The following is a 23,280-nucleotide window of genomic DNA, read 5'->3' as shown; positions in this document are numbered from 1 at the left end:
ACGGGTGCCGGTGATCCCGATACCGTTGCCGCCATGAGCGGCACGAGTGGCACGATCGGCACGAGCAGCAGTCACGCACAGCTGATGTGGGACGAAGCGGTAACCGGCTATGACTTCGGCCCCGGGCATCCCATGGATCCCGTACGCCTAGCCCTGACCATGCGGCTGGTCGAGGCATTCGAGTTGGACCGGGCAGTGCGTGTCGTCTCCGCGCCGCCCGCCGGCGAGTCCACTCTGCGGCTCGTGCACCGCCCCGACTACATCGCCGCCGTCCGGGCCGCGTCGGCCGATCCCGCGTCCGCCGACATGTCCTACGGGCTCGGGACCGTCGACGACCCGGCGTTCGCGGGGATGCACGACGCCGCGGCGCTCATCGCCGGGCAGTCCGTGGGGGCCGCCGAGGCCGTATGGCGGGGGGAGGTGCCGCACGCCGTGAACTTCGCCGGCGGGCTGCACCACGCCATGCCCGGCGCGGCATCCGGCTTCTGCGTCTACAACGACGCGGCCCTGGCGATCGCCCGGCTGCTCGAGCTCGGCGCCGAGCGGGTGGCCTACGTGGACGTGGACGTCCACCACGGCGACGGCGTCCAGGCGGCGTTCTGGGAGGACCCGCGCGTCCTGACGATCTCCCTCCACGAGCACCCTCAGACGCTCTTCCCGCAGACCGGCTGGCCGACGGAGACGGGCGCCCCGGGCGCCGAGGGCAGCGCGGTGAACGTGGCGCTGCCGGCGGGCACGGGGGACGCCGGGTGGCTGCGGGCCTTCCACGCGGTCGTCCCCGAGCTCCTGGCGGCCTTCCGGCCGCAGGTGCTGGTGACCCAGCACGGGGCCGACACCCACTTCGAGGACCCGCTGGCGCATCTGGCCGTCTCGCTGGACGCACAGCGCCATGTGGCTGCCGCCTGCCACGAGTTGGCGCATCGTCATGCGGACGGCCGTTGGGTGGCGCTGGGGGGCGGTGGGTACGCCGTGACGGATGTGGTGCCGCGGTCGTGGACCCACCTGGTGGCCATCGCCGCCGACCGGCCGGTGGACCCCGCGTCGGCCGTGCCGGACCTGTGGCGGAGTGAAGTGTTCCGCCGCACGGCGCAGTTGGGGCCGTTGAGGATGACGGATGGTCGTGAGCCGGAGTGGCGCTCGTTCGAGGAGTCCGGGTACGACCCGGCCGACCGGCTGGATCAGGCGATCCTCGCGACCCGCAAGGCGGTCTTCCCCGCCCACGGCCTCCTGCCCTGAGGCCCACGGCCTCCTGCCCTGAGGCCCGCCCACTCGTCGGCCCCCGCACCCGAGAGAGCCTCGCCCCCGAGAAGAGCCCCCGCCCCCAACTCCCGTTAGCCCTCGCGTGGGACGCCGTCCCGAATACCCGCCCCCCACCGTTCCCGTCCGCGACCATCGGCCTCGTGCTGACCCGTCACGCGCTTCGCGATCATCTCCTCGTCACTCACCTGGCGGGGGCCGTCGCCACGCCCAGGGAGCGGAACCTGAGCCGCTACCGGTTGTTCGCCGCCCGGGACCCGCGGGTGCTGATCGGGTTGGAGCCTGAATCCGACTGGCGTTTCCCCGAGTTGTTGCAACTCATGACCCAAAGGTGTGGAGTTTCGGCCGATCCCAAGCACACTTCCGGGCAGGATGTGATCGATCCGGACCGCACGCTGGTGGCACTCGATGCCTTCGCCGATCGGCTCGCGACAGCGGCCGCGTCGGGCGCTCCCGTGCTCCTGGGCACCGGTCACCCCCACCCGCTCCTGGGCTTCTACGCCTCCTTGGCCGCCGCCCTGTCGGCGGCGGGATGCGATGTCCTCACCCCGGCGCAGGGTCGAAGTGTCGACATAACGACCCGGTTCGGCGTACGCACGTACAACCTTCACTACGCCCAAGGAGTCGCGATGGTGCGCGAACCCGGCGCACGGGCTCCCGGAAGTGAGCCCGGCGCGCATACTCATTCACCTCTCCCGGTTCGTACCGTGCTTGACGTCGCGGCGGGGTCGGGCGGGCCGTTGCCGGCCTTGGTCATCGGGGACCACGGATGGGTCTGCGGGGCAGGTCAGCTGGGCATTGAGGCCATCGGGCTGGCGGACTCGGACGACCCCGCGCTGTTCGTCGGAGAGGCCGAGGGGCGAGTGTCCGTCGCCGTTCCGCTTGATGACACTGTGCGGTCTGATTACTACCGACCGCTTACTCGCTATGTACTCAATCGAGCGTGTCTGTCACAGTAGGCGGCCGATGGCTGCTCCTCTTCCCCACTCGCATCACCCGCCCCTAACCTGGGGAGTGAGCGCGCAGCGACGAGGAGTCACCGGAGGGGAAGCCGGTGCGCGTCATGTGCGGAAGGTTCAGGTGTGTCATGGCTGCTGGCGAAAGGCCTCTCAACGAGGTCGTGTTCCTTACCGTGGCGGAGGTCGCCGCGGTGATGCGAGTCTCCAAGATGACCGTGTACCGGCTGGTGCACAGCGGTCATCTGCCGGCGATCCGGGTGGGCAGGTCGTTCCGGGTCCCAGAACAAGCGGTGCACGAGTACCTCCGAGAGTCCTACGTGGGGGTGGAAACAGCCTGACGGGGGCCCTGGATTACGCTGATCGCCCGGTGCCGGGTAGGCTGGCCCGATGTAGGTCGTGTGGGCTCGGACGCCCCGCACCGAGTGAATCGATGTAAGCGAGGGTAGTCGTGGGCTCTGTTATCAAGAAGCGGCGCAAGCGGATGGCCAAGAAGAAGCACCGCAAGCTGCTCAAGCGCACGCGTGTTCAGCGTCGCAACAAGAAGTAAGCAGCGCCGCTGTGCTCGACCCGCAGCCCTTCCACCGGTCACGGTGGGAGGGCTGCGGTGCGTTGCGGTGAGTAAAGCCTTCGCTACGGCTTGAAATGACGCCCGGTCCTCCCGGCGGTCGTCACAGTGCAACAACGACCCGCTACGGTGGCCGCGACAGGGCACCGCTCGTCTCTCCAGGCGTGGGACAGACGTGGGAAGGAAGGCGCTGATCTTGGGCAAGGTCGTGCTCGTCACCGGAGTCGCACGGCAGCTGGGCGGACGGTTCGTCCGCCGCGTCCTGCGCGAGCCCGACGTCGACCGCGTCATCGGGGTGGACGCGGTGCCACCCGAGCACCATCTCGGCGGGGCCGATTTCCTACGGGCGGACATCCGCCACCCGGCGATCGGCAGGGTCCTGGCGGAGCACTCCGTCGACACCGTGATCCACATGGACGTCAACGGCACCCCGCTGGGCAAGCGCGGCAGCCGGGCCTCGGTCAAGGAGACCAACGTCATCGGCACCATGCAGCTGCTCGGTGCCTGCCAGAAGACCCCGTCCGTCAAACGGCTGGTGATCAAGTCCAGCACGAACGTGTACGGTTCCGCCCCCCGCGATCCCGCGGTCTTCACCGAGTCCACGCCGCCCAAGTCGCTGCCCAGCGGTGGCTTCGCCAAGGACGTCGTCGAGGTCGAGGGCTATGTCCGCGGCTTCGCCCGCCGCCGGCCGGACGTGGCCGTGTGCGTGCTGCGCTTCGCGAACATCCTGGGGCCCTGTGCCGACTCGCCGCTGGCGGAGTACTTCTCGCTTCCCGTGCTGCCCACCGTGCTGGGCTTCGACCCCCGGCTGCAGTTCGTCCACGAGGACGACGCCATCGAGGTGCTCCGGATGGCCGCCGGGGAGCCCGCCAGGTCCACGCTCAACAGCGGCACGTTCAATATCGCCGGGGACGGCGTCCTGCTGCTCTCACAGGCCGCCAGGCGCCTCGGGCGCCCCACGCTCCCCTTCTTCCTGCCGACCGTCACCTGGGTCGGCTCCGCGCTGCGGTCGGTCGGCGCCCTGGACTTCTCGCCCGAGCAGGTCCGGCTCCTCACCCACGGCCGTGTCGTCGAGACCACGCAGATGCGCGAGACCCTGGGTTTCCGTCCCCGGTACTCCACCCCGGAGGCCTTCGCGGACTTCGCGCGCAGTCGCGGCCCGGGTCTGCTGCCGCCCGAGACCCTCGCCCGTACCGTCGACCGGATCGCCGCGCTGATGCCTGCCGGCAGCGGCCAGAACTGAGGAGCGCACGCACCATGGCCGATGCGAAGGTCATTCCGTTCGGCGAGGAGCCCCGGGCCAAGCGGCGGCCGGGCCGCACGGCCCGTGGCCGGACGGGCCGGGTGCCGGCGGCGCTCGCGCCCGTGCCCGCCCAGCGGGAGGAGGAGCGGGCCCGCACCGGCCAGGAGGGCCGCCAGGAGCAGGCCGGGGACGGCGCCGCCGCCGGGGCCCCGGCAGGGGCGGCCGCCGGGGCCGGCGGCTGGGAGCGGAAGCTGGCCCACGGGCTGAACTTCCTGCGCCGCCGGGTCACCGGCGAGTACGAGGTCGACGACTTCGGCTACGACCAGGAGCTCACCGACCAGGTGATCATGTCGCTGTTGCGGCCCTTCAAGGAGAAGTACTTCCGGGTCGAGGTGAAGGGCGTCGAGAACATCCCGGAGAAGGGCGCGGCGCTGATCGTCGCCAACCACTCCGGCACCCTCCCCGTGGACGGCCTGATGCTCCAGGTCGCCGTCCACGACCACCACCCGGCCGGGCGGAACGTGCGGATGCTCGCCGCCGACCTGGTCTTCATGCTGCCGCTGATCAACGAGCTCTCCCGGAAGCTCGGCCACACCCTCGCCTGCGCCGAGGACGCCCAGACGCTGCTGGAGCGCGGCGAAGTGGTGGGGGTGATGCCGGAGGGCTTCAAGGGGATCGGGAAGCCGTTCTCCGACCGGTACAAGCTCCAGCGCTTCGGGCGGGGCGGCTTCGTCCAGACGGCACTGCGTGCCGGGGCGCCCATCGTGCCCTGCTCGATCGTCGGGGCCGAGGAGATCTACCCGATGCTCGGCAACTCCAAGACGGTCGCGCGGCTGCTGGGCATCCCGTACTTCCCGCTCACGCCGTCCTGGCCCTGGCTGGGGCCGCTGGGGCTGGTGCCGCTGCCCACGAAGTGGACGATCCAGTTCGGGGAGCCCATCCCCACGGACGGCTATCCGCCGGAGGCCGCGGACGACCCGATGCTGATGTTCAACCTCACGGACCAGGTCCGGGAAACGATTCAGCACACGCTTTACAAGCTGCTTGTGCAAAGGCGGTCGGTGTTCTTCTGAAAGCTGGAGCTTTCAGAAGAACACCGACCGCCGAAGGCCGGACTACTTGTCGTCCTCCCCGTGGATGCCGAGCCCCGGGAGGATGTTCGGCAGCAGCGGGGGGATGGTGATGTCGGGCTGCTTGGACGGCTTGCCGTCCTTGCCGTGCGCCGACCGGTCCGCGCTCGAGCCGTCCGTACCCGACGACGGCTGGAGCAGGCCCGTGCCGCCCAGCAGGCCCTCGTGCTCGTCCCGCCCGCTGGGGGAGGACTGGGCCGGCTTGCCGCTGGGGTGCTTGCCGTCGGCCGTGGCCGGGGCCTTGGGGCTCGGCGCGGGGCTGTCCTGGCCGCTGCTGCCGGGGGAGCCCTGGCGGGCGGCCCCGGACGGGCCCGCCTCGCCGCCGTGCTTGCCCTGCTTCTCGTGGAGCAGCCCGCGCAGCGGCTCGACCTCGTCGTCTATGGCGTCGAGCACCGAGGAGACGCCGTTGCCGACGTCGGTGAGCTGGACGGGGAGCCGCTCGCGCAGCCTGCTCCAGCCCTCGCGGTGCGAGGCGGTGAACGAGGAGAGCCGCTGGATCGCGCCCAGCGAGCCGTCGCGCTGGTAGACCCCGTGCAGCAGCCGGTGGCCCTCGGCGGCGTCGTGCTGCATCCCGGCGAGGGTGCGGCGGATCTCCGTCAGCGACTCGTGGTCGAGCTGGCCGGAGCGGCCGCGCTCCATCAGGCGGTTGGCCTCCTGCAGGCGCGTCGACGCCTGGTCGAGGAAGAGCCCGCCGCGGTCGGAATCGCCGTCGGCCATGCCGAGTTTGAGGTCCTCCATGCCGCGCTTGAGCCCGTAGAGGGTGTCACCGGGCAGGGCGCCGGAGCTCGCGGCGGCCACGCCGCCGAAGGCCCCCGCCGCCACGCCGACCGTGAGACCGCCCGCGGCGAGCCCCTTGGACCAGCGGGAGCGCGGCCTGAGCCGGCTCAGCGCCCGGTGGGCACCCCGCCCGGAGCGCTGCGCCGGAACGGCACCACCCCCGGCGAACTGCGCCTCCATGGCGGCGATCAGCTGTGCCCGCTGGACGGTTTTGACCTCGGCGTCCAGCTGGGGGGCCGGCAGCGCGCCGAGGCCGCCCGTCAGCGCCAACAGCCTTCCGTGCTCGGTGTCTTCCAGCGATGGGTCGGACTGTGCGGCCGCAGCACCCTGGACTTCCTGGTCCTCCAGGGCCTGGGCGAAGGCGTTCGCCCGCCGGTGCGCCGATACATTCGCGATCACAGGCGGCACCTCCTCTCGTCATGACGGTCGACTCCCCGGGGCACCTGAAGGGTTGCACGACATGAACGCATCCACTCGATCGAGTGAGTGAATACGGTCATGAAGCGCCTTGGGGAAGTCTGCATCCCGGACAACGAGTGGCGCGGCAGTCGGGTTACGCGGCCGGAGAGAGGTGGCCGCCGGTGAGTGAATCCAGACATCGGGTCGGTGAGGGGTCCGGTCGGTCGGTCCGGTCAGGGGAGTCCGGGTGAGGGCCCGGCGGGGGCCCTGCGGGGGCGGTGGGCGTCAGCGGGCGTCGTCCGGGAGGAGCCGGGCCAGGGTGCGCACGGCCCGGTACTGGAGGGTCTTGATCGCGCCCTCGTTCTTCCCCATCACCCGGGCGGTCTCGGCGACCGAGAGGCCCTGGAGGAAGCGGAGGGTGACGCATTCCTGCTGCTGTGGATTGAGCTTGCGGACCGCCTCCAACAGGGCGGCGTTGGAAAGGGATTCGAGGACCGAGTCCTCCGGGCTGCGCTCGACCTCGTTGGCGTCGAGCATCTCGCCGGTGGTCACCTCCAGCCGGAAGCGGGAGGACTTGAAGTGGTCCGCGACCAGGTTGCGGGCGATGGTCACCAGCCAGGCGCCGAAGTCCCGGCCCTGCCAGGTGAAGGTGCCGATGCGGCGCAGGGCGCGCAGGAAGGTCTCGCTGGTCAGGTCCTCGGCGGTGGCCCGGCCGCCCACGCGGTAGTAGATGTAGCGGTAGACGGTGTCGGCGTACTGGTCGTAGAGCCGGCCGAAGGCCTCGGCCTCGCCGGCCTGGGCGCGCTCGACCAGGTCGAGCATGCGGGCGCTGTCGCTGTCGGCGCTGGGGCGGCGGGGGGTGGTGGTGGACGTGGCGGTGGCGGCTCCTCGGCGGGTTCGTCTGCCGACGGCCGCGCCGCTCTCGGCGAGGGCGTAGCAGGGGCCGGCATGACCGCCCACCGCTACGGGGGCGAGCGTGGCGAAGGCGGGGACGGCGTACGCGGTGGGGACGAAGACGCGCAGACGGTCGAGGACCGCTGCGCGCAGCGTAGCCAGGCCCGAGGCGTCAACCCCGACGTGTGGGTACACGGGACTCCCAGAGGCAGAGCTTCCATCACGTGCAGTGCGGGACCGTTCACTCGTCGTAGGGACAAGCGGGTACCGGCTTGCGTCTGAGGAGAATAACCCTTCGTACAGGCAGCGCTACACCGAGTTGCCTAAATCATCGTTTCCGTTCGATCTTCTTACGGTTCATGGCCGACCAAATATCGAACTACAAACGGTAGTTGACTGAATTTGGCGAGGGTGTGGCCGATTGGGCAGCGTGTTGTGGCAATCCGGACACGCGAGGACTGTCGGGGGCCATGTGGGGGTATGACAAAAGGATTGCCTGTGCGATCAAGGCGGTTACGGGCAGTGGCGAGGAGGCGCGCCGAAACGTCGCCCGTACCGGTGATGGAGGCCCACCCCGCCGTGGGTGGGCACATGAGGACGCCGGGCCCGGATTCCGGGCCCGGCGTCGCGGTGACAACTCGGGTGTGGCGGGGCCGGGTTCAGCGGCGGCGGCGGTGCAGCGCGATGCCGGCGGCCGCGCCGCCCGCGAGCGCGCCGAGGCCCGCCGCGGCGGGGATGCCGATCTTCGCGGCCTTGCGGCCCGTCCGGTAGTCGCGCAGCCGCCAGCCGTGCTCGCGGGCGTGCTTGCGCAGCCGGCCGTCGGGGTTGACCGCGTAGGGGTGGCCGACGAGCGAGAGCATCGGGATGTCGTTGGCCGAGTCGCTGTAGGCGGCGCAGTGGGCCAGGTCCAGGCCCTCGGCGGCGGCCAGGGCGCGGACGGCCTCGGCCTTGGCCGGGCCGTGCAGCAGCTCGCCGACCAGCTTGCCCGTGTAGACGCCGCCGACCGACTCGGCGACGGTGCCCAGCGCGCCGGTCAGGCCCAGCCGGCGCGCGACGATCGTCGCGGTCTCGACGGGGGCGGCGGTGACCAGCCACACCTTCTGGCCCGCGTCCAGGTGCGCCTGGGCGAGGGCGCGGGTGCCGGGCCAGATGCGCTCGGCCATGTACTCGTCGTAGATCTCCTCGCCGATGGTCATCAGCTCGGAGACGCGGTGGCCCTTCACGATCGACAGGACGCTGTCGCGGGCCTCCTGGACGTGCTCGGGGTCCTCGATGCCCGCGAGCCGGAACCAGGTCTGCTGCCAGGCGAAGCGGGCGAGCTCGCGCTTGCCGAAGAAGTGGCGCTTGTAGAGGCCCCGGCCGAAGTGGAACATCGCGGCGCCCTGCATGACCGTATTGTCCAGGTCGAAGAACGCGGCGGCCTTCTCGTCGCCCACGACCGGGAACTCGGGCTCGGGCTCCGGGGGCGCGGCGGGGCCCCCGGCCAGGGCCTCTTCGTTCTCCTGGGCGGACTTGCGGGCTGCCTCCGCCGCCGCCTCGCCTGCCAGCACGCTGCGTGCGGTGGCGGAACGCCTGCGGTAAGTGAGCCATCCGAGTACGGCCATGCCGCGAGCATAGCCAGTTTGTTCGGGGTAACCGGAGTCCCCTCCGCCGTGATGGCGTGAACTCTGCGCGTCGGGGTGGTGACGCGGCGGACGGCCGCGCTGGTCGCCGGGGGTGCGGGGAGGGTCGTCAGGCGCCGAGGGCCTTGCGCAGCCGGGCCGGGTTCACCCGCCAGAAGTCGTGCTGATCGCCGTCGACGAGGATCACCGGGATCTGCTCCCAGTACTTGCGGTGGAGCTCCTCGTCCTGGGTGATGTCCTTCTTCTCCCAGCGGGCGCCCAGCTCGCCGCAGATCTCGGCGATCACGGCCTCGGCGTCGTCGCACAGATGGCAGCCGGGCTTGCCGATCAGCGTCACGACGCTGTCGGCCGGGTTCTTGCGGGCGCCGCGGCGCAGGAGCGGACTCATGCCGGCCATTCTGGCAGGCGGCCGCGCTCCCGCGCGTGGGCGTGATGGATGCCTGAGTCGACTACCATCGTGGGCGTTTTGTTGACGTCCGGGAGGAAACGGCCCGGCCGGGGAAAGGGGTGGACGGTCATGACCCCGTCGGTCCGCTCCTGGTGCGCGAGTGGCTTGAGTGGCAGTCGTGGTGTCGTCGTCCATGGTTCCCGCCTTGACGGGAATCACCGCGTGACACCCATCACTTTGGCCGGGCAAATCGGACACCATCTTTGTGCACGCGTTCACAAAGGCATAGCCTGCGTTCAACAGGGCGGTTCTGGGACAAGGCGCTGCCCGCAGCCCCGCTCTACCCGCAGGAGCACCGTGGCAACTGGCCGAACTCACCGACCGGCGACCCGAAGCCGAGGGATCCCCGAGGCCACCGTCGCCCGGCTACCGCTGTATCTGCGCGCGCTGACCGCGCTCTCCGAGCGCTCGGTCCCCACGGTCTCCTCCGAGGAGCTGGCCGCCGCGGCGGGCGTGAACTCCGCCAAGCTGCGCAAGGACTTCAGCTACCTCGGCTCGTACGGCACCCGCGGCGTGGGCTACGACGTGGAGTACCTCGTCTACCAGATCTCGCGCGAGCTCGGCCTCACCCAGGACTGGCCGGTCGTCATCGTCGGCATCGGAAACCTCGGCGCGGCCCTCGCCAACTACGGCGGCTTCGCCTCCCGCGGCTTCCGCGTCGCGGCCCTGATCGACGCCGACCCCGCGATGGCCGGCAAGCCGGTCGCCGGGCTGCCCGTGCGGCACACCGACGAACTCGAGTCGATCATCCGCGACAACGGCGTCTCCATCGGTGTCATCGCGACCCCGGCCGGTGCCGCCCAGCAGGTCTGCGACCGGCTCGTCGCCGCCGGGATCACCTCGATCCTCAACTTCGCGCCGACCGTGCTGTCCGTGCCCGACGGCGTGGACGTGCGCAAGGTCGACCTCTCCATCGAGCTGCAGATCCTCGCCTTCCACGAGCAGCGCAAGGCCGGCGAGGAGAGCGGCCCCGCGGCCGCCGCGGCGGCCCGCCCCGGCGCGCCCGCGCGCGCGTCGGCCCCCGCCGCGGGCGGCGGAAAGGGACCGGAGGGGGATGTCCCCGCCGTGATGCCGGCATGAGTCTTCTGGTCGTCGGTCTCAGCCACCGCAGCGCCCCGGTGAGCGTGCTGGAGCGTGCCGCGCTCGCGCGCGAGACGCAGGCCCGGCTCGCGCACGACGCGCTGGCCGCCGAGCCCGCCACCGAGGCGGCGGTGCTGGCCACCTGCAACCGCATCGAGCTCTACGCCGACGTGGACAAGTTCCACGCCGGTGTGGCCGAGCTGTCCACGCTCCTCGCCCGGCACTCGGGCGTCAGCCTGGACGAGCTCACTCCGTATCTCTATGTGCACTACGAGGACCGGGCCGTCCACCACCTCTTCTCGGTGGCGTGCGGGCTCGACTCCATGGTCGTCGGCGAGGGCCAGATCCTCGGCCAGATCAAGGACGCCCTCGCCCTCGGCCAGGAGCTCCACACCGCCGGCCGGCTGCTGAACGACCTGTTCCAGCAGGCCCTGCGGGTCGGCAAGCGCGCCCACAGCGAGACCGGCATCGACAAGGCCGGCCAGTCGCTGGTGACCTTCGGCCTGGAGCGCCTCGCCTCCGGCGCGCCGGTGGCCGACTGGGTCGCGGGCAAGCGCGCCCTGGTCATCGGCGCGGGCTCGATGTCCTCGCTCGCGGCCGCCACGCTCGCGCGCGCGGGCGTCGCCCACGTGGCGATCGCCAACCGCACGGTCGAGCGCGCGGAGCGGCTCGCCGAGATCCTCACCGCCCCGGGCGCCCCCGGCGCCGTCACGGCCAAGGCGGTGGAGATGACCGCCGTGCCCGCGGAGCTGGCGATCGCCGACATCGTGGTGTCGTGCACGGGCGCGACGGGCCTGGTGCTGACGATCGACGTCGTCCGGGAGGCCCTCGCGGGCCGCGCCGGCCAGGGCGCCGTGGAGGCGCGCGTCGACGAGGACCTGGCCCTGCTCGACCTCGCCATGCCCCGCGACATCGACGCCGCCGTCCACCGCCTGGAAGGCGCCCGGCTCGTCGACATCGAGACCCTGGCGGAGGCATCCGCTGACGCCCCCATGGCCGCCGACGTCGATCAGGTGCGCACCATCGTCTCCGACGAGGTCGCCGCCTTCGGCGCCGCCCAGCGCGCCGCGCACATCACGCCCACCGTGGTGGCCCTGCGCAGCATGGCGGCCGACGTCGTGGCCGGGGAGATGGCCCGGCTCAACGGCCGGCTGCCCGACCTGGACGACAAGCAGCGCGCGGAGATCACCCAGACCGTGCGCCGTGTCGTCGACAAGCTCCTCCACGCACCCACCGTGCGGGTCAAGGAACTCGCCTCGACCCCCGGCGGCGCGGGCTACGCCGACGCCCTGCGGGAGCTCTTCGACCTCGACCCGCAGGCGGTCGCCGCCGTCAGCAAGGCGGACCCGCAACACGGTCGCCCCAACACAGCACGGGAGTCGGCATGAACGACACCACCGCCACGGCGCCCCTGCGACTGGGCACCCGGCGCAGCAAGCTGGCCATGGCCCAGTCCGGGATGGTGGCCGAGTCCGTACGACGGCTCACCGGCCGCCCGGTCGAGCTCGTCGAGATCACCACCTACGGTGACGTCTCGCGCGAGGCCCTCGCCCAGATCGGCGGCACCGGCGTCTTCGTCTCCGCGCTGCGCGACGCGCTGCTCGCGGGCGAGATCGACTTCGCCGTCCACTCGCTCAAGGACCTGCCGACCAGCCAGCCCGACGACCTCGCCCTCGCCGCGATCCCGCTCCGCGAGGACCCGCGCGATGTGCTGGTCGCCCGCGACGGCCTGACCTTCGAGACCCTTCCCGAGGGTGCGAAGATCGGCACCGGCTCGCCGCGCCGCATGGCCCAGCTCAACGCCTGGGCCCGCGCGCTCGGCCGCCGGATCGAGACCGTGCCGATCCGCGGGAACATCGACACCCGCGTCGGCTTCGTCACCAACGGCGAGCTGGACGCCGTCGTGCTGGCCGCCGCCGGGCTCAACCGGATCGGCCGCATCGACGAGGCGACCCAGTTCCTTACGCCCGACACCGTTTTGCCCGCCCCCGGCCAGGGGGCCCTGGCGATCGAGTGCGCCGTGACCAACGCACCCCTCGCCGCCACGCTCGCCGAGCTCGACGATCCGCGCACGCGGCTCGCCGTCACCGCCGAGCGGTCCCTGCTCGCCGCTCTGGAAGCCGGATGCAGCGCACCCGTGGGTGCGCTCGCCGACTTCCGGGGCGACGAGGGGGCTGTCACCGAAATGCGCCTGCGCGGCGTCGTCGGCACGACCGACGGTTCCACGCTGGTGCAGCTGTCCACCACCGGTCCCGTACCCGCGTCCCACCAGGACGCCCTTGCCCTCGGCCGCGCTCTCGCCGCCGAGATGCTCGACAAGGGTGCGGCCGGTCTTATGGGGGAGCGAGCACTTTGAACCCCACCGCCCCGAACCACCCCGCGCACGGGCACGTCACCTTCCTCGGTGCCGGCCCCGGAGACCCGGGCCTGCTGACGCTCCGTGCCGTGGAGGCGCTGGCGGCCGCGGACGTCCTGATCGCCGATCCGCAGGTGCTCGACGTGGTGCGTACGCACGCCCGCAGCACCGTGGACATGCCTGTCCAGACGGTGACCGACGAGGCGTCAAAAACCGCTGACGTCTCCGTTCTCAGGGACACCGCCAATCTTGTCATGACGGCCGCGCGCGGCGGCAAGCGGGTCGTCCGTGCGGTGCTCGGCGACCCCGGCCTCGACGGCGACGCCGCCGAGGAGATGCTGGCCTGCGCCAACGAGGGCATCACCTTCGAGGTCGTGCCCGGCGTCGCCACCGCCGTCGGCGTGCCCGCCTACGCCGGCGTGCCGCTGCGCGACGGCCGCGGCGGCGACGTCCGCTTCGTGGACGCCCGCACCGCCTCCGCCACCTGCTGGGCCGAGGTCGGCGCGAGCGAGGTGACGGCGGTGGTCTCCACCACCCTCGACTCGGTCGTCGCCGCCGCCGGCGAGCTCGTGGCCGCCGGCCGCAGGGCCGACACCCCGCTGACCGTCACCGTCGCCGGCACCACCACCCGCCAGCGCACCTGGACGGCCACCCTCGGCACCCTCCAGCAGACGCTGAAGGCCGCCAAGGTGCTGCCCACCGCCGACGGCGCCCAGCCCGTCATAGCCGTGGTCGGCGAGCGCAGCGCTGCCGAGCAGCGCGAGCGGCTGTCGTGGTTCGAGTCCAAGCCGCTCTTCGGCTGGAACGTGCTCGTCCCGCGCACCAAGGAGCAGGCCGCCTCGCTCTCCGACCAGCTGCGCTCCTACGGCGCCGTGCCCAGCGAGGTCCCGACCATCGCCGTGGAGCCTCCGCGCACCCCGCAGCAGATGGAGCGCGCGGTCAAGGGCCTGGTCACCGGCCGCTACGAGTGGATCGCCTTCACGTCGGTCAACGCCGTCAAGGCCGTCCGCGAGAAGTTCGAGGAGTACGGCCTCGACGCCCGCGCCTTCGCCGGCATCAAGGTCGCCGCCGTCGGTGAGCAGACCGCCAGGTCGCTGATCGAGTTCGGTGTGAAGCCCGACCTCGTCCCCTCCGGCGAGCAGTCGGCGGCCGGCCTCCTGGAGGACTGGCCCCCCTACGACCCGGTCTTCGACCCGATCGACCGCGTCTTCCTCCCCCGCGCCGACATCGCCACCGAGACCCTGGTGGCCGGCCTGATCGAGCTGGGCTGGGAGGTCGACGACGTCACGGCCTACCGGACCGTGCGCGCCTCGCCGCCGCCGGCCGAGACCCGCGAGGCGATCAAGGGCGGCGGCTTCGACGCCGTGCTGTTCACCTCGTCCTCCACCGTGCGGAACCTCGTCGGCATCGCCGGCAAGCCGCACAATGTCACCGTCATCGCCTGCATCGGCCCCGCCACCGCGAAGACCGCGGAGGAACACGGCCTGCGGGTGGACGTGCTGTCGCCCGAGCCCTCGGTGCACAAGCTGGCCGAGGCGCTCGCGGAGTTCGGCGCGGCCCGGCGCGACGCGGCCCTGGAGGCCGGCGACCCGGTCACCCGCCCGAGCGAGCGGCGGCCCGGATCGCGCAGAAGGGCACGGAGTTGAGCACCACGTACGGCACGTTCCCGGGGTCCCGGCCCCGGCGGCTCCGCACCACCCCGGCCATGCGCCGGATGGTCGCGGAGCACCGGCTGCACCCGTCCGACCTGATCCTCCCCGCCTTCGTGCGGGAGGGCGCGGCCGAACCGGTGCCGATCTCGGCCATGCCCGGGGTCGTCCAGCACACCCGCGACACCCTCCGCAAGGCCGCCGTCGAGGCGCTGGAGGCGGGCGTCGCCGGGATCATGCTCTTCGGCGTGCCCGAGGAGGCCAAGAAGGACGCCCTCGGCACCGCCGGCACCGACCCCGACGGCATCCTCCAGGTCGCCATCCGCGATGTGAAGGCCGAGGTCGGCGACGAGCTCGTCATCATGTCCGACCTCTGCCTGGACGAGTACACCGACCACGGCCACTGCGGCGTCCTCGACGCCGACGGCCGCGTCGACAACGACGCGACGCTGGAGCGCTACGCCGAGATGGCGCAGGTCCAGGCCGACGCCGGCGTCCACGTCGTGGGCCCCAGCGGAATGATGGACGGCCAGGTCGGCGTCATCCGCGACGCCCTCGACCAGACCGGTCACGAGGACGTGTCGGTCCTCGCCTACACCGCCAAGTACGCCTCCGCGTTCTACGGCCCGTTCCGCGAGGCCGTCGGCTCCTCGCTGCAGGGCGACCGCAAGACGTACCAGCAGGACCCGGCCAACCTCCGCGAGTCGATGCGCGAGCTCGCGCTCGACCTCGCCGAGGGCGCCGACATGGTCATGGTCAAGCCCGCCCTGCCCTACCTCGACGTCCTCGCCAAGGTCGCCGAGAGCGTCGACGTGCCCGTCGCCGCCTACCAGATCTCCGGCGAGTACGCGATGGTCGAGGCCGCCGCCGCCAACGGCTGGATCGACCGCGACCGCGCCATCATGGAGACCCTCACGGGCATCAAGCGCGCCGGCGCCAACATGATCCTCACCTACTGGGCCACGGAGGTCGCGCGGCAGCTCTAGCCGCCCCCACCACCCGGTTCGTCACACAGCGCGATGGCGGCGTTCCCCGGCCGACGAGGCCCCGGAACGCCGCCATTGCCGTACCCGGCCTGCGAAGCCCTCCCCGCCGCTTCCCGTTTGCGCAGCTCACGCGAGAGGAGGCGCATAGTTCACGATCGTCACCCACACAGGTCGAGTCTTGGCGAAATGACGGAGGCGCGGCGTACGTGATCCGACCATGACTACCGTGTGTGTCAGGTCGCTTACCCCGGCGCTTATCGCGGCGCTCATCCCCCGGAGGCGTGCATGAGCCATGACCCCGAACTCACGGACGACTGGGAGTACACGCTTCAGGTCCCCTCGGACCCCATGGCGCCGTGCATCGCGCGCCGCACCCTGCGCACCATCTTCGAGGAACACGGCTTCCTGGAACTCGCCGACACCGCCGAGCTCCTCACCTCGGAGCTGGTCACCAACGCCTACCGCTACTCGGATGGACCCGCCTCCGTACGCGTCAAACGCGAGGGCGACCGCGTCAGAGTCGCCGTCTGGGACACCAACCCCCGCCTCCCCGCCCTCGACGGCGTCACCCTGCCCGACGCCGAGAACAGCGCCGAACAGGGCCGCGGGCTGGGCCTGGTGCAGTGGTGCGCCGACAGCTGGGGCGGCTTCGCCCTGCGCGACCAGCCCCAGGGGCTGGTCGGCAAGCTCATCTGGTTCGAGCTCGGGGCCGGCTGATGCCTCAGAGGCGCTCGGGCGTACGGATACCGAGCAGCGCCATGCCCTGGTGGAGCGTACGGGCCGTCAGGTCGCAGAGGAACAGACGGTTCTCCACCAGCTCCGGCGCGTTCTGGTCGCTCAGCACCTGGCACTGGTCGTAGAAGGTCGTGTACAGCGACGCCAGCTGGTAGAGGTACCCGGCCAGCTTGTGCGGCTCGTACGACCCGGCGACCTCGTGCAGCGTCTCCCCGAACTGGTCCAGGTGCAGACCGAGCGCCCGCTCCGCCGGAGCCAGCGCCAGCTCCGGGTGAGCGACGGGCTTCGCCTCGCCCGCCCGGCGCAGGATCGACCGGATACGGGCGTACGCGTACTGGAGGTAGACCGACGTGTCGCCGTTGAGGGACACCATCTGGTCAAGGTCGAACTTGTAGTCGCGCGCCGCCGACGTGGACAGGTCCGCGTACTTCACGGCGCCGATGCCCACCTGGCGGCCGTTCTCGACGATCTCCTGCTCGCTCAGGCCCACCTTCTCGGCCTTCTCGCGCACCACGTCCGTCGCCCGTGAGACCGCCTCGTCCAGCAGGTCCACCAGCCGGACCGTCTCGCCCTCACGGGTCTTGAACGGCTTGCCGTCCTTGCCCAGCACCGTGCCGAACGCCAGCTGCACCGCGTGGACGTCCTCGTTCAGCCAGCCGATCCGGCGGGCCGTCTCGAAGACCATCTTGAAGTGCAGCGCCTGCCGGGCGTCCACCACGTACAGCAGCGTGTTCGCCTCGAGGTTCTGCACCCGGTCGCGGATCGCGGACAGGTCGGTGGCCGCGTAGCCGTAACCGCCGTCCGACTTCTGCACGATCAGCGGCACGGGGTTGCCGTCCGGGCCCTTCACGTCCTCGAAGAACACGCACAGCGCGCCCTCCGAACGGACCGCGACGCCCGACTCCTCCAGCAGCCGGCACGTCTCCGCCAGCATGTCGTTGTAACCCGACTCGCCGACGACGTTCTCGTCGCGGATCTCCATGTCGAGCTTGTCGAAGACCGAGTAGAAGTAGATCTTCGACTCGTCCACGAACTTCTGCCACAGGGCGAGCGTCTCCTCGTCCCCGGCCTGCAGATCCACCACCCGGCGGCGGGCCCGCTCCTTGAACTCCGCGTCCGCGTCGAACAGCGCCCGCGCCGCCTTGTACAGACGGTTCAGATTGGACATGGCCTCCTCGCCGGAGGCGCCTTCCTTGTGGTCCAGCTCGTGCGGGTGCTCGATCAGGTACTGGATGAGCATGCCGAACTGGGTGCCCCAGTCGCCGATGTGGTGGCGGCTGATCACCTTCTCGCCCGTGAACTCCAGGATCTTCACGGTCGCGTCGCCGATCACCGCGGAACGCAGGTGACCGACGTGCATCTCCTTCGCCACGTTCGGCTGCGCCCAGTCGATCACCGTGGTGCCCGGGTGCTCCTTGAACGGGACACCCAGCCGGTCGTCCGCCGCACGGGCGGCCAGCGTCCGGGTGATCGCCCCGTCGGCCACCGTGATGTTGAGGAAGCCCGGGCCCGAGACCTCGACGTCCTGGATCACATCGCCCGCCGGCAGCCCCTCGACGACCTTCGTCGCCAGCTCCCGCGGGTTCCCCTTGAGCTTCTTCGCCAGCGCCAGCATGCCGTTGGCCTGGAAGTCCGCCCGGTCGCTTCGTCGCAGCAGCGGATCGACGACCCCGGCCTCCGGCAGAGCGGCCGAAAGGGCGTCCGTGATGCGCTGGTGGAGCGTGGAAGCGAGCGAGGGAACCGAAGCCATGGGATGGGAGCCATTCCGGTAGGCGGCATTTCGAACCCCCCGAGTATCCCACGCGCCTATCACAGAGCCCCACGGAATTCGCTCGCCCTCGGGCAACCCGACCGCCACCCTGGTCGTCTGGGACAATGGTCATGCCAGGACCGTAAGGAAGGAAGTGCCGTGGCTCAGGCTCAGAGCACCGAGGCCGACTGGGTCTCCCGTTTCGCCGACGAGGTCATCGCCGAAGGTGAGCGCCGCGCCCCCGGCAAACCCATCGTCGTCGCCTCCGGCCTGTCGCCCTCCGGCCCGATCCACCTCGGGAACCTCCGCGAGGTCATGACCCCGCACCTGGTCGCCGACGAGATCCGCCGCCGCGGCCACGAGTGCGTCCACGTCCTCTCGTGGGACGACTACGACCGCTACCGCAAGGTCCCCGCCGGCATCGACCCGTCCTGGGCCGAGCACATCGGCAAGCCGCTCACCGCCGTCCCGGCGCCTCCCGGCAGCCCCTACGGCAGCTGGGCCGAGCACTTCAAGGCCGCCATGATCGAGGCCCTGGACGAGCTGGGCATCGAGTACCGCGGCATCAGCCAGACCGAGCAGTACACCTCGGGTGCCTACCGCGAGCAGATCCTCCACGCGATGAAGCACCGCGGCGACATCGACGCGATCCTCGACCAGTACCGCACCAAGGCCAAGCCGGCCAACGCGGTCAAGAAGCAGCAGAAGCCCGTCGAGGAGGCCGAGCTGGAGGCCGCCGAGGGCTCCGGCGCCGCGACCGAGGACGACGGCAGCGCCGGCGGCGCGGGCTACTTCCCGTACAAGCCGTACTGCACCGTCTGCAACAAGGACCTCACTACGGTCACGGCGTACGACGACGAGACCACCGAGCTCGCCTACACCTGCGCCTGCGGCCACGCCGAGACCGTCCTCCTCAAGGAGTTCGACCACGGCAAGCTGGTCTGGAAGGTCGACTGGCCCATGCGCTGGGCCTACGAAGGCGTGATCTTCGAGCCCTCCGGCGTCGACCACTCCTCGCCCGGCTCGTCCTTCCAGGTCGGCGGCCAGATCGTCGGCCCGATCTTCGGCGGCGAGCAGCCCATCGGCCCCATGTACGCCTTCGTCGGCATCAGCGGCATGGCCAAGATGTCCTCCTCCAAGGGCGGCGTCCCCACCCCCGGCGACGCCCTCCAGATCATGGAGGCCCCGCTGCTGCGCTGGCTCTACGCCCGCCGCAGGCCCAACCAGTCCTTCAAGATCGCCTTCGACCAGGAGATCCAGCGGCTCTACGACGAGTGGGACAAGCTCTGCGGCAAGGTCGCCGACGGCACCGTCCTGCCCGCCGACGCCGCCGCCCACAGCCGCGCCGTCCGCACCGCCGCAGGCGACCTGCCCACCACCCCCCGCCCGCTGCCCTACCGCACGCTGGCCTCGGTCGTCGACATCACCGCCGGCCACGACGAGCAGACCCTGCGCATCCTCAGCGACCTCGACCCCGAGAACCCGGTCACCTCGCTGGACGAGACCCGACCGCGCCTCGACAAGGCCGAGCACTGGATCAACAACCAGGTCCCCGCCGAGTCCCGCACCGTCGTGCGCACCGAGCCCGACCACGAGACCCTCGCCACGCTCGACGAGCAGTCCCGCGCCTCGCTGCGCCTGCTCCTCGACGGCCTGGACGAGCACTGGTCCCTGGACGGCCTGACCACGCTGGTCTACGGCGTGCCCAAGGTCCTCGCGGGCCTTGCGCCCGACGCCAAGCCCACCCCGGAGCTCAAGGTCGCGCAGCGCGAGTTCTTCGCCCTGCTCTACCAGCTCCTCGTCGGCCGCGACACCGGCCCGCGCCTGCCCACCCTGCTGCTCGCGGTCGGGGCGGACCGGGTGCGCAAGCTGCTGGCGGCGTAACGCCCGTACGAGAAGGGCCCCGCCCTGGTGACCTGAGCGTCACCGGGGCGGGGCCCCTTTTCGCGTTGCCGCTACTTGTTCTACTTGTTCGCCGCGGCGACCGCCGTCACTACTTCCTTCGTCGCGTCCTGGGCGTCGTTCTTCAGCGCGTCGGCGTCCGGCGTCTTCGCGCCCTGGAGCCCCGCGCCGCTGTACTTGACCGTGATCACGACATTCGCCGTGCGGGCCACCACGGTCTCGTTCTTGTGGTCGTTGTCGTCCTTCTTCGTGGTCGTGCCCACCACGTTGGCCTCGTCGCCGATGCCCGACGCCTTGTCCGTCTTCGCGTCCTTGGCGCCGTCCGCGGTGGTGGCCACCGAGGTCTGCTTCGCCACGAAGTCCTGCGCGCGCTTCTCGCCGGTGCCCAGCGTCGGGTCGGAGGCGAAGCGCTTGAGGGAGACGGTCAGGGTGCGGAACTGGAGGTCCTTGACGTCCTCGTCGTTCAGGCCGCTCCAGAAGCAGCTCGCCGAGTCGTTGGTGTCGCTCGACGGGAGGGCCTTGCCCTCCTTCTTCTCCGCCTTGGGCACCAGCTTGTCGATGGTCTTCTCGGAGAGCGTCTTGCACACCTCCGGTAGCTTGCCGTACGTCGCGGCCTTGACCGAGGGGGCGGCGGAGCTCGGGGTGGCCGGGGCGGAGGTCTTGCCCGACTCCTTCTTCGACCCCGAGTCGGAGTCCGAGCAGCCGGTGGCGACGAGCATCACCGGTACTGCGGCGCAGGCGAGGATTCGGGCGAGTCGCGGGGCTGTGGGTCGGTGCATGGGTCCTTCGCTCATTCGTGTCGGTGACGCGGGGGCGGTGCGGGGGCTCGGGGGCTTGCCTACGGGCACGGTACGCGGCCCGCACGCGGCTGCCACGCCGAAACGCGCCCCCACTGCTTGTGTCAGTTGCCGAAGTGGCCCGCGTCGAGTTCACGGGCGAGGCCGTGGGCCTTGCCCTGGAGGTCCTGGCTGCTGGGGATGTGGAGGGCGTCCGTCGTCCACTGGTCGTAGGCGATGGTGACCAGCACGTTCGAGGCGCGGAAGACCACCTTCACATCGCGGTGCACCCCCGAGCCCGTCGTCGCCAGCTTGTCGTCGACGAAGGCGTCGTCCCCCAGGTCGTCGAGGACGCGCGGGGCCAGCTTGGGGTCGGCGGACGGGACGGCCGACGGGGTCATCGGCGCGACGGTGGCGTCCGCCAGCTGCGGCCCGGGGCCGGGATCGGCGGTGCGGGCGCTCGCGGACGGGCTGCCGCCGGGGCTCGCGGACGTCGTGGGGGAGGGGGTGGCGTTGGGGATGTGCGCGGCGGTGGCCTGGCGCTGGTAGAGCTGCTTGGCCCGGTTCTCGTCGCTCATCCCCGGCTGGTACGAGACGACGCGCTCGAAGTCGACGGAGAGGTGGCGGGTGCCGTTGGGGGTCTCCAGCTTCCAGCGGCAGCCCACGCGGCGGTCGGTGTCATAGGTGATCGCCGCCTGGCCCTGGAGGAGCCGCTTGGCCTCCTCCTCGTCGCCGTCGCCCACGCCGGGCAGCATCCGCCGCAGCGTGTCCCGGCTGACGTAGCCGCACGGCTCGGGGAGGCTGTGGTACTTCCCGGGCTCGGCCGCGGCCGTCGACGATCCGGCCTGTCCCGGCTTGGGGTCCTGGGCCCCGCCACCGGACCCGGACCCTCCACCGCACCCGGTGAGCACCGTCGACAACACCGCCGCCGAGGCCAGTGCGGCTGCCGGTGCGTATGCCCTTCGCTGCACTGTCCGTGGCTCCTCTCACCGAAAATCTCGCCCGCGTCCACCGGAAAACCGGTTGTCGCCGCTGGGTGGCGACTGGACACAATGTGTACCGCAAGCGCTGCCGCGCCCGCCGTCCCGCTGTCGTGGATGAGATGAGAGGTCCGGCTTTTGCGTTATCCACGCTTTTCGGGGGAATGAGGTAGTTATGACGTACACCGAGGTGCCCGGCGCCCGGGTACCGATCCGTATGTGGGCCGACCCGGCCACGGTCGAGCCCGTCGCCATGCAGCAGCTGCGGAACGTCTCCACTCTGCCGTGGATCGAGGGCCTCGCCGTGATGCCCGACGTCCACTTCGGCAAGGGCGCCACGGTCGGCTCGGTGATCGCCATGCGGGGCGCGGTGTGCCCGGCGGCGGTGGGCGTCGACATCGGCTGCGGCATGTCGGCGGTGAAGACGTCGCTGACCGCCAACGACCTCCCGGGCGATCTGTCCCGGCTGCGGTCGAAGATCGAGGAGGCCATCCCGGTCGGCTTCGCGATGCACGACGACCCGGTGGACCCGCGCCGGCTGCACGGGCTGCCGACGGCCGGGTGGGACGACTTCTGGGGGCGGTTCGACGGGGTCGCGGAAGCGGTCAAATTCCGTCAGAGTCGGGCGGTAAAGCAGATGGGTTCGCTCGGCGGAGGAAACCATTTCATTGAGTTCTGTCTCGATGAGACAGATTCGGTCTGGCTGATGCTCCACTCCGGCTCCCGGAACATCGGCAAGGAGCTGGCGGAGTACCACATAGGCGAGGCGCGGAAGCTCTCGCACAACCAGAACCTGGTCGACCGTGACCTGGCGGTCTTCATCGCCGACACCCCGCAGATGGCGGCCTACCGGCACGACCTGTTCTGGGCGCAGGAGTACGCGCGGCACAACCGCGAGATCATGATGGCCCTCTTCCAGGACGTGGTCCGCAAGGAGTTCAAGAAGGCCAAGCCGATGTTCGAGCCGGTCATCTCCTGCCACCACAACTACGTGGCGGAGGAGACCTACGAGGGCGTCGATCTGCTGGTCACCCGCAAGGGCGCGATCCGCGCGGGCGGCGGCGAGTACGGCATCATCCCGGGCTCGATGGGCACCGGCTCGTACATCGTGCGCGGCCTGGGCAACGAGGCGTCGTTCAACTCCGCCTCCCACGGCGCCGGCCGCCGGATGAGCCGCAACCAGGCCAAGAAGCGCTTCTCCGAGCAGGACCTGGCGGAGCAGACGCGGGGCGTGGAGTGCCGCAAGGACCGTGGCGTGGTCGACGAGATCCCGGCCGCCTACAAGCCCATCGAGCAGGTCATGGAGCAGCAGCGGGACCTCGTCGAGGTCGTGGCCAAGCTCAAGCAGATCGTCTGCGTGAAGGGCTGACCTTCTAGGACGGGTACCAGCGCAGCTCGATCGTGTTGCCGTCCGGGTCCAGGATGTAGATCGACTCGGCGATGCCCCGGGCGCCGAAGCGGGGGCCGGGGCCGTCGACGACGGTGAAGGTGCCGGCGGCGGCGATCTCCTGCCAGTCGACGGGGTCGACGACCAGGCAGATGTGGTCGACGTTGGACCCGCCGCCGTCACCGCCGTGTTCGCGGGCGACCAGGTCGATGATCGTCGTGGGGGAGACGCGGACGGAGGGGAAGGGCGCCTCGCCCGCGCGCCATTCGTCGGCGCGGACCGGTTCCAGGCCCAGGGGGCCGGTGTAGAAGGCCAGGGAGCGCTCGACGTCGGAGACGTTGAGGACGAGGTGGTCGAAGGCGGTGACACGCATGGGCTGCCTCCT

22 protein-coding genes are annotated in these 23,280 nt (G+C 71.1%); 14 read left to right on the top strand and 8 right to left on the bottom strand.

The features are described 5' to 3' along the window. The first annotated feature begins 33 nt into the window (after positions 1 to 33). From ACX9I7_RS17570 to ACX9I7_RS17545, 6 genes are all read left to right on the top strand, one after another. Entirely contained in the window at positions 34 to 1,236 is a 1,203-nt protein-coding gene (locus ACX9I7_RS17570) for an acetoin utilization protein AcuC (RefSeq protein WP_387569356.1), read from the top strand. Between the two features lie 164 nt (positions 1,237 to 1,400). Then, the gene (locus ACX9I7_RS17565) at positions 1,401 to 2,216 is read left to right on the top strand and encodes a phosphatase (RefSeq protein ID WP_387569353.1); all 816 of its coding nucleotides are present in this window, start codon (positions 1,401 to 1,403) and stop codon (positions 2,214 to 2,216) included. Positions 2,217 to 2,344: 128 nt separating this feature from the next. Then, positions 2,345 to 2,554 carry a helix-turn-helix domain-containing protein gene (locus tag ACX9I7_RS17560; RefSeq protein ID WP_067299677.1) on the top strand — a complete coding sequence of 70 codons (210 nt, stop codon included), beginning with the start codon at positions 2,345 to 2,347 and terminating at the stop codon, positions 2,552 to 2,554. 110 nt (positions 2,555 to 2,664) lie between these two features. Further along, positions 2,665 to 2,763: a 30S ribosomal protein bS22 gene (locus ACX9I7_RS17555; RefSeq protein WP_003948845.1), complete on the top strand. Its 99-nt coding sequence runs from the start codon at positions 2,665 to 2,667 to the stop codon at positions 2,761 to 2,763. 214 nt (positions 2,764 to 2,977) lie between these two features. Beyond that, positions 2,978 to 4,024: an NAD-dependent epimerase/dehydratase family protein gene (locus ACX9I7_RS17550; protein WP_459387838.1), complete on the top strand. Its 1,047-nt coding sequence runs from the start codon at positions 2,978 to 2,980 to the stop codon at positions 4,022 to 4,024. 14 nt (positions 4,025 to 4,038) lie between these two features. Next, a complete protein-coding gene (locus ACX9I7_RS17545) occupies positions 4,039 to 5,097 on the top strand; it encodes a lysophospholipid acyltransferase family protein (protein ID WP_392753214.1) in 1,059 nt (352 codons plus the stop codon). A gap of 42 nt (positions 5,098 to 5,139) precedes the next feature. On the opposite strand, the gene ACX9I7_RS17540 is transcribed toward ACX9I7_RS17545, so the two are convergent. From ACX9I7_RS17540 to ACX9I7_RS17525, 4 genes are all read right to left on the bottom strand, one after another. Beyond that, the gene (locus ACX9I7_RS17540) at positions 5,140 to 6,330 is read right to left on the bottom strand and encodes a DUF5667 domain-containing protein (protein ID WP_387569344.1); all 1,191 of its coding nucleotides are present in this window, start codon (positions 6,328 to 6,330) and stop codon (positions 5,140 to 5,142) included. A gap of 285 nt (positions 6,331 to 6,615) precedes the next feature. Beyond that, positions 6,616 to 7,419 (bottom strand): ECF subfamily RNA polymerase sigma factor, BldN family, encoded by an 804-nt coding sequence (locus tag ACX9I7_RS17535; RefSeq protein ID WP_387569341.1) that lies wholly within the window; start codon positions 7,417 to 7,419, stop codon positions 6,616 to 6,618. Between the two features lie 464 nt (positions 7,420 to 7,883). Then, positions 7,884 to 8,828, bottom strand: coding sequence for an HAD family hydrolase (locus ACX9I7_RS17530; protein WP_358631281.1), 945 nt, complete (start codon positions 8,826 to 8,828; stop codon positions 7,884 to 7,886). A 127-nt stretch (positions 8,829 to 8,955) separates the two neighbouring features. After that, positions 8,956 to 9,243 (bottom strand): glutaredoxin family protein, encoded by a 288-nt coding sequence (locus tag ACX9I7_RS17525; RefSeq protein ID WP_387569338.1) that lies wholly within the window; start codon positions 9,241 to 9,243, stop codon positions 8,956 to 8,958. 348 nt (positions 9,244 to 9,591) lie between these two features. Between ACX9I7_RS17525 and ACX9I7_RS17520 the strand changes: the two genes are divergently transcribed. From ACX9I7_RS17520 to ACX9I7_RS17495, 6 genes are all read left to right on the top strand, one after another. After that, positions 9,592 to 10,374 (top strand): redox-sensing transcriptional repressor Rex, encoded by a 783-nt coding sequence (locus ACX9I7_RS17520; protein ID WP_189456686.1) that lies wholly within the window; start codon positions 9,592 to 9,594, stop codon positions 10,372 to 10,374. Continuing rightward, the gene (locus ACX9I7_RS17515) at positions 10,371 to 11,762 is read left to right on the top strand and encodes a glutamyl-tRNA reductase (protein WP_387569334.1); all 1,392 of its coding nucleotides are present in this window, start codon (positions 10,371 to 10,373) and stop codon (positions 11,760 to 11,762) included. Before ACX9I7_RS17520 ends, ACX9I7_RS17515 begins: the two co-directional genes overlap by 4 nt. Next, complete coding sequence (hemC, locus tag ACX9I7_RS17510) at positions 11,759 to 12,730, top strand: hydroxymethylbilane synthase (RefSeq protein ID WP_387569332.1); 972 nt, start codon at positions 11,759 to 11,761, stop codon at positions 12,728 to 12,730. The genes ACX9I7_RS17515 and hemC overlap by 4 nt, the downstream gene beginning before the upstream one ends. Beyond that, positions 12,727 to 14,376, top strand: a complete 1,650-nt coding sequence (locus ACX9I7_RS17505; RefSeq protein ID WP_387569329.1) for a bifunctional uroporphyrinogen-III C-methyltransferase/uroporphyrinogen-III synthase — start codon at positions 12,727 to 12,729, stop codon at positions 14,374 to 14,376. Before hemC ends, ACX9I7_RS17505 begins: the two co-directional genes overlap by 4 nt. Next, entirely contained in the window at positions 14,373 to 15,365 is a 993-nt protein-coding gene (gene hemB, locus ACX9I7_RS17500; protein ID WP_358631266.1) for a porphobilinogen synthase, read from the top strand. The genes ACX9I7_RS17505 and hemB overlap by 4 nt, the downstream gene beginning before the upstream one ends. Positions 15,366 to 15,650: 285 nt before the next feature. Next, positions 15,651 to 16,082 carry an ATP-binding protein gene (locus ACX9I7_RS17495; RefSeq protein WP_126914822.1) on the top strand — a complete coding sequence of 144 codons (432 nt, stop codon included), beginning with the start codon at positions 15,651 to 15,653 and terminating at the stop codon, positions 16,080 to 16,082. A 4-nt stretch (positions 16,083 to 16,086) separates the two neighbouring features. Here ACX9I7_RS17495 and argS read toward each other — a convergent pair whose 3' ends face one another. Next, positions 16,087 to 17,850: an arginine--tRNA ligase gene (gene argS, locus ACX9I7_RS17490; protein ID WP_387569325.1), complete on the bottom strand. Its 1,764-nt coding sequence runs from the start codon at positions 17,848 to 17,850 to the stop codon at positions 16,087 to 16,089. A 159-nt stretch (positions 17,851 to 18,009) separates the two neighbouring features. Here argS and lysS point away from each other — a divergent pair, with 159 nt between their 5' ends. Beyond that, complete coding sequence (gene lysS, locus ACX9I7_RS17485; protein ID WP_358631260.1) at positions 18,010 to 19,734, top strand: lysine--tRNA ligase; 1,725 nt, start codon at positions 18,010 to 18,012, stop codon at positions 19,732 to 19,734. A gap of 80 nt (positions 19,735 to 19,814) precedes the next feature. Here the strand turns inward: lysS and ACX9I7_RS17480 are convergent, their stop codons facing one another. Further along, entirely contained in the window at positions 19,815 to 20,531 is a 717-nt protein-coding gene (locus tag ACX9I7_RS17480; RefSeq protein WP_387569322.1) for a DUF3558 domain-containing protein, read from the bottom strand. A 122-nt stretch (positions 20,532 to 20,653) separates the two neighbouring features. After that, the gene (locus tag ACX9I7_RS17475; protein WP_459387837.1) at positions 20,654 to 21,499 is read right to left on the bottom strand and encodes a hypothetical protein; all 846 of its coding nucleotides are present in this window, start codon (positions 21,497 to 21,499) and stop codon (positions 20,654 to 20,656) included. Between the two features lie 184 nt (positions 21,500 to 21,683). Between ACX9I7_RS17475 and ACX9I7_RS17470 the strand changes: the two genes are divergently transcribed. Continuing rightward, a complete protein-coding gene (locus ACX9I7_RS17470; RefSeq protein WP_387569317.1) occupies positions 21,684 to 22,877 on the top strand; it encodes an RtcB family protein in 1,194 nt (397 codons plus the stop codon). A 4-nt stretch (positions 22,878 to 22,881) separates the two neighbouring features. Here the strand turns inward: ACX9I7_RS17470 and ACX9I7_RS17465 are convergent, their stop codons facing one another. After that, positions 22,882 to 23,268, bottom strand: a complete 387-nt coding sequence (locus ACX9I7_RS17465) for a VOC family protein (protein WP_459387836.1) — start codon at positions 23,266 to 23,268, stop codon at positions 22,882 to 22,884. Between the last annotated feature and the right edge of the window lie 12 nt (positions 23,269 to 23,280).

Source organism: Streptomyces sp. L500 (genome assembly GCF_054551825.1).
The sequence above is the reverse complement of the archived record's forward strand: the minus strand, read 5'-3'. Positions and strand labels throughout refer to the sequence as shown.

Bases quoted from the DNA above. Each gene is read 5' to 3' on its own strand.
- ACX9I7_RS17570 (WP_387569356.1), top strand. From the start codon at position 34: ATGAGCGGCACGAGTGGCACGATCGGCACGAGCAGCAGTCACGCACAG.
- ACX9I7_RS17560 (WP_067299677.1), top strand. From the start codon at position 2,345: ATGGCTGCTGGCGAAAGGCCTCTCAACGAGGTCGTGTTCCTTACCGTG.
- ACX9I7_RS17545 (WP_392753214.1), top strand. From the start codon at position 4,039: ATGGCCGATGCGAAGGTCATTCCGTTCGGCGAGGAGCCCCGGGCCAAG.
- ACX9I7_RS17530 (WP_358631281.1), bottom strand. From the start codon at position 8,828: ATGGCCGTACTCGGATGGCTCACTTACCGCAGGCGTTCCGCCACCGCA.
- ACX9I7_RS17525 (WP_387569338.1), bottom strand. From the start codon at position 9,243: ATGGCCGGCATGAGTCCGCTCCTGCGCCGCGGCGCCCGCAAGAACCCG.
- ACX9I7_RS17515 (WP_387569334.1), top strand. From the start codon at position 10,371: ATGAGTCTTCTGGTCGTCGGTCTCAGCCACCGCAGCGCCCCGGTGAGC.
- hemC (WP_387569332.1), top strand. From the start codon at position 11,759: ATGAACGACACCACCGCCACGGCGCCCCTGCGACTGGGCACCCGGCGC.
- ACX9I7_RS17495 (WP_126914822.1), top strand. From the start codon at position 15,651: ATGAGCCATGACCCCGAACTCACGGACGACTGGGAGTACACGCTTCAG.
- argS (WP_387569325.1), bottom strand. From the start codon at position 17,850: ATGGCTTCGGTTCCCTCGCTCGCTTCCACGCTCCACCAGCGCATCACG.
- ACX9I7_RS17480 (WP_387569322.1), bottom strand. From the start codon at position 20,531: ATGCACCGACCCACAGCCCCGCGACTCGCCCGAATCCTCGCCTGCGCC.
- ACX9I7_RS17470 (WP_387569317.1), top strand. From the start codon at position 21,684: ATGACGTACACCGAGGTGCCCGGCGCCCGGGTACCGATCCGTATGTGG.
- ACX9I7_RS17465 (WP_459387836.1), bottom strand. From the start codon at position 23,268: ATGCGTGTCACCGCCTTCGACCACCTCGTCCTCAACGTCTCCGACGTC.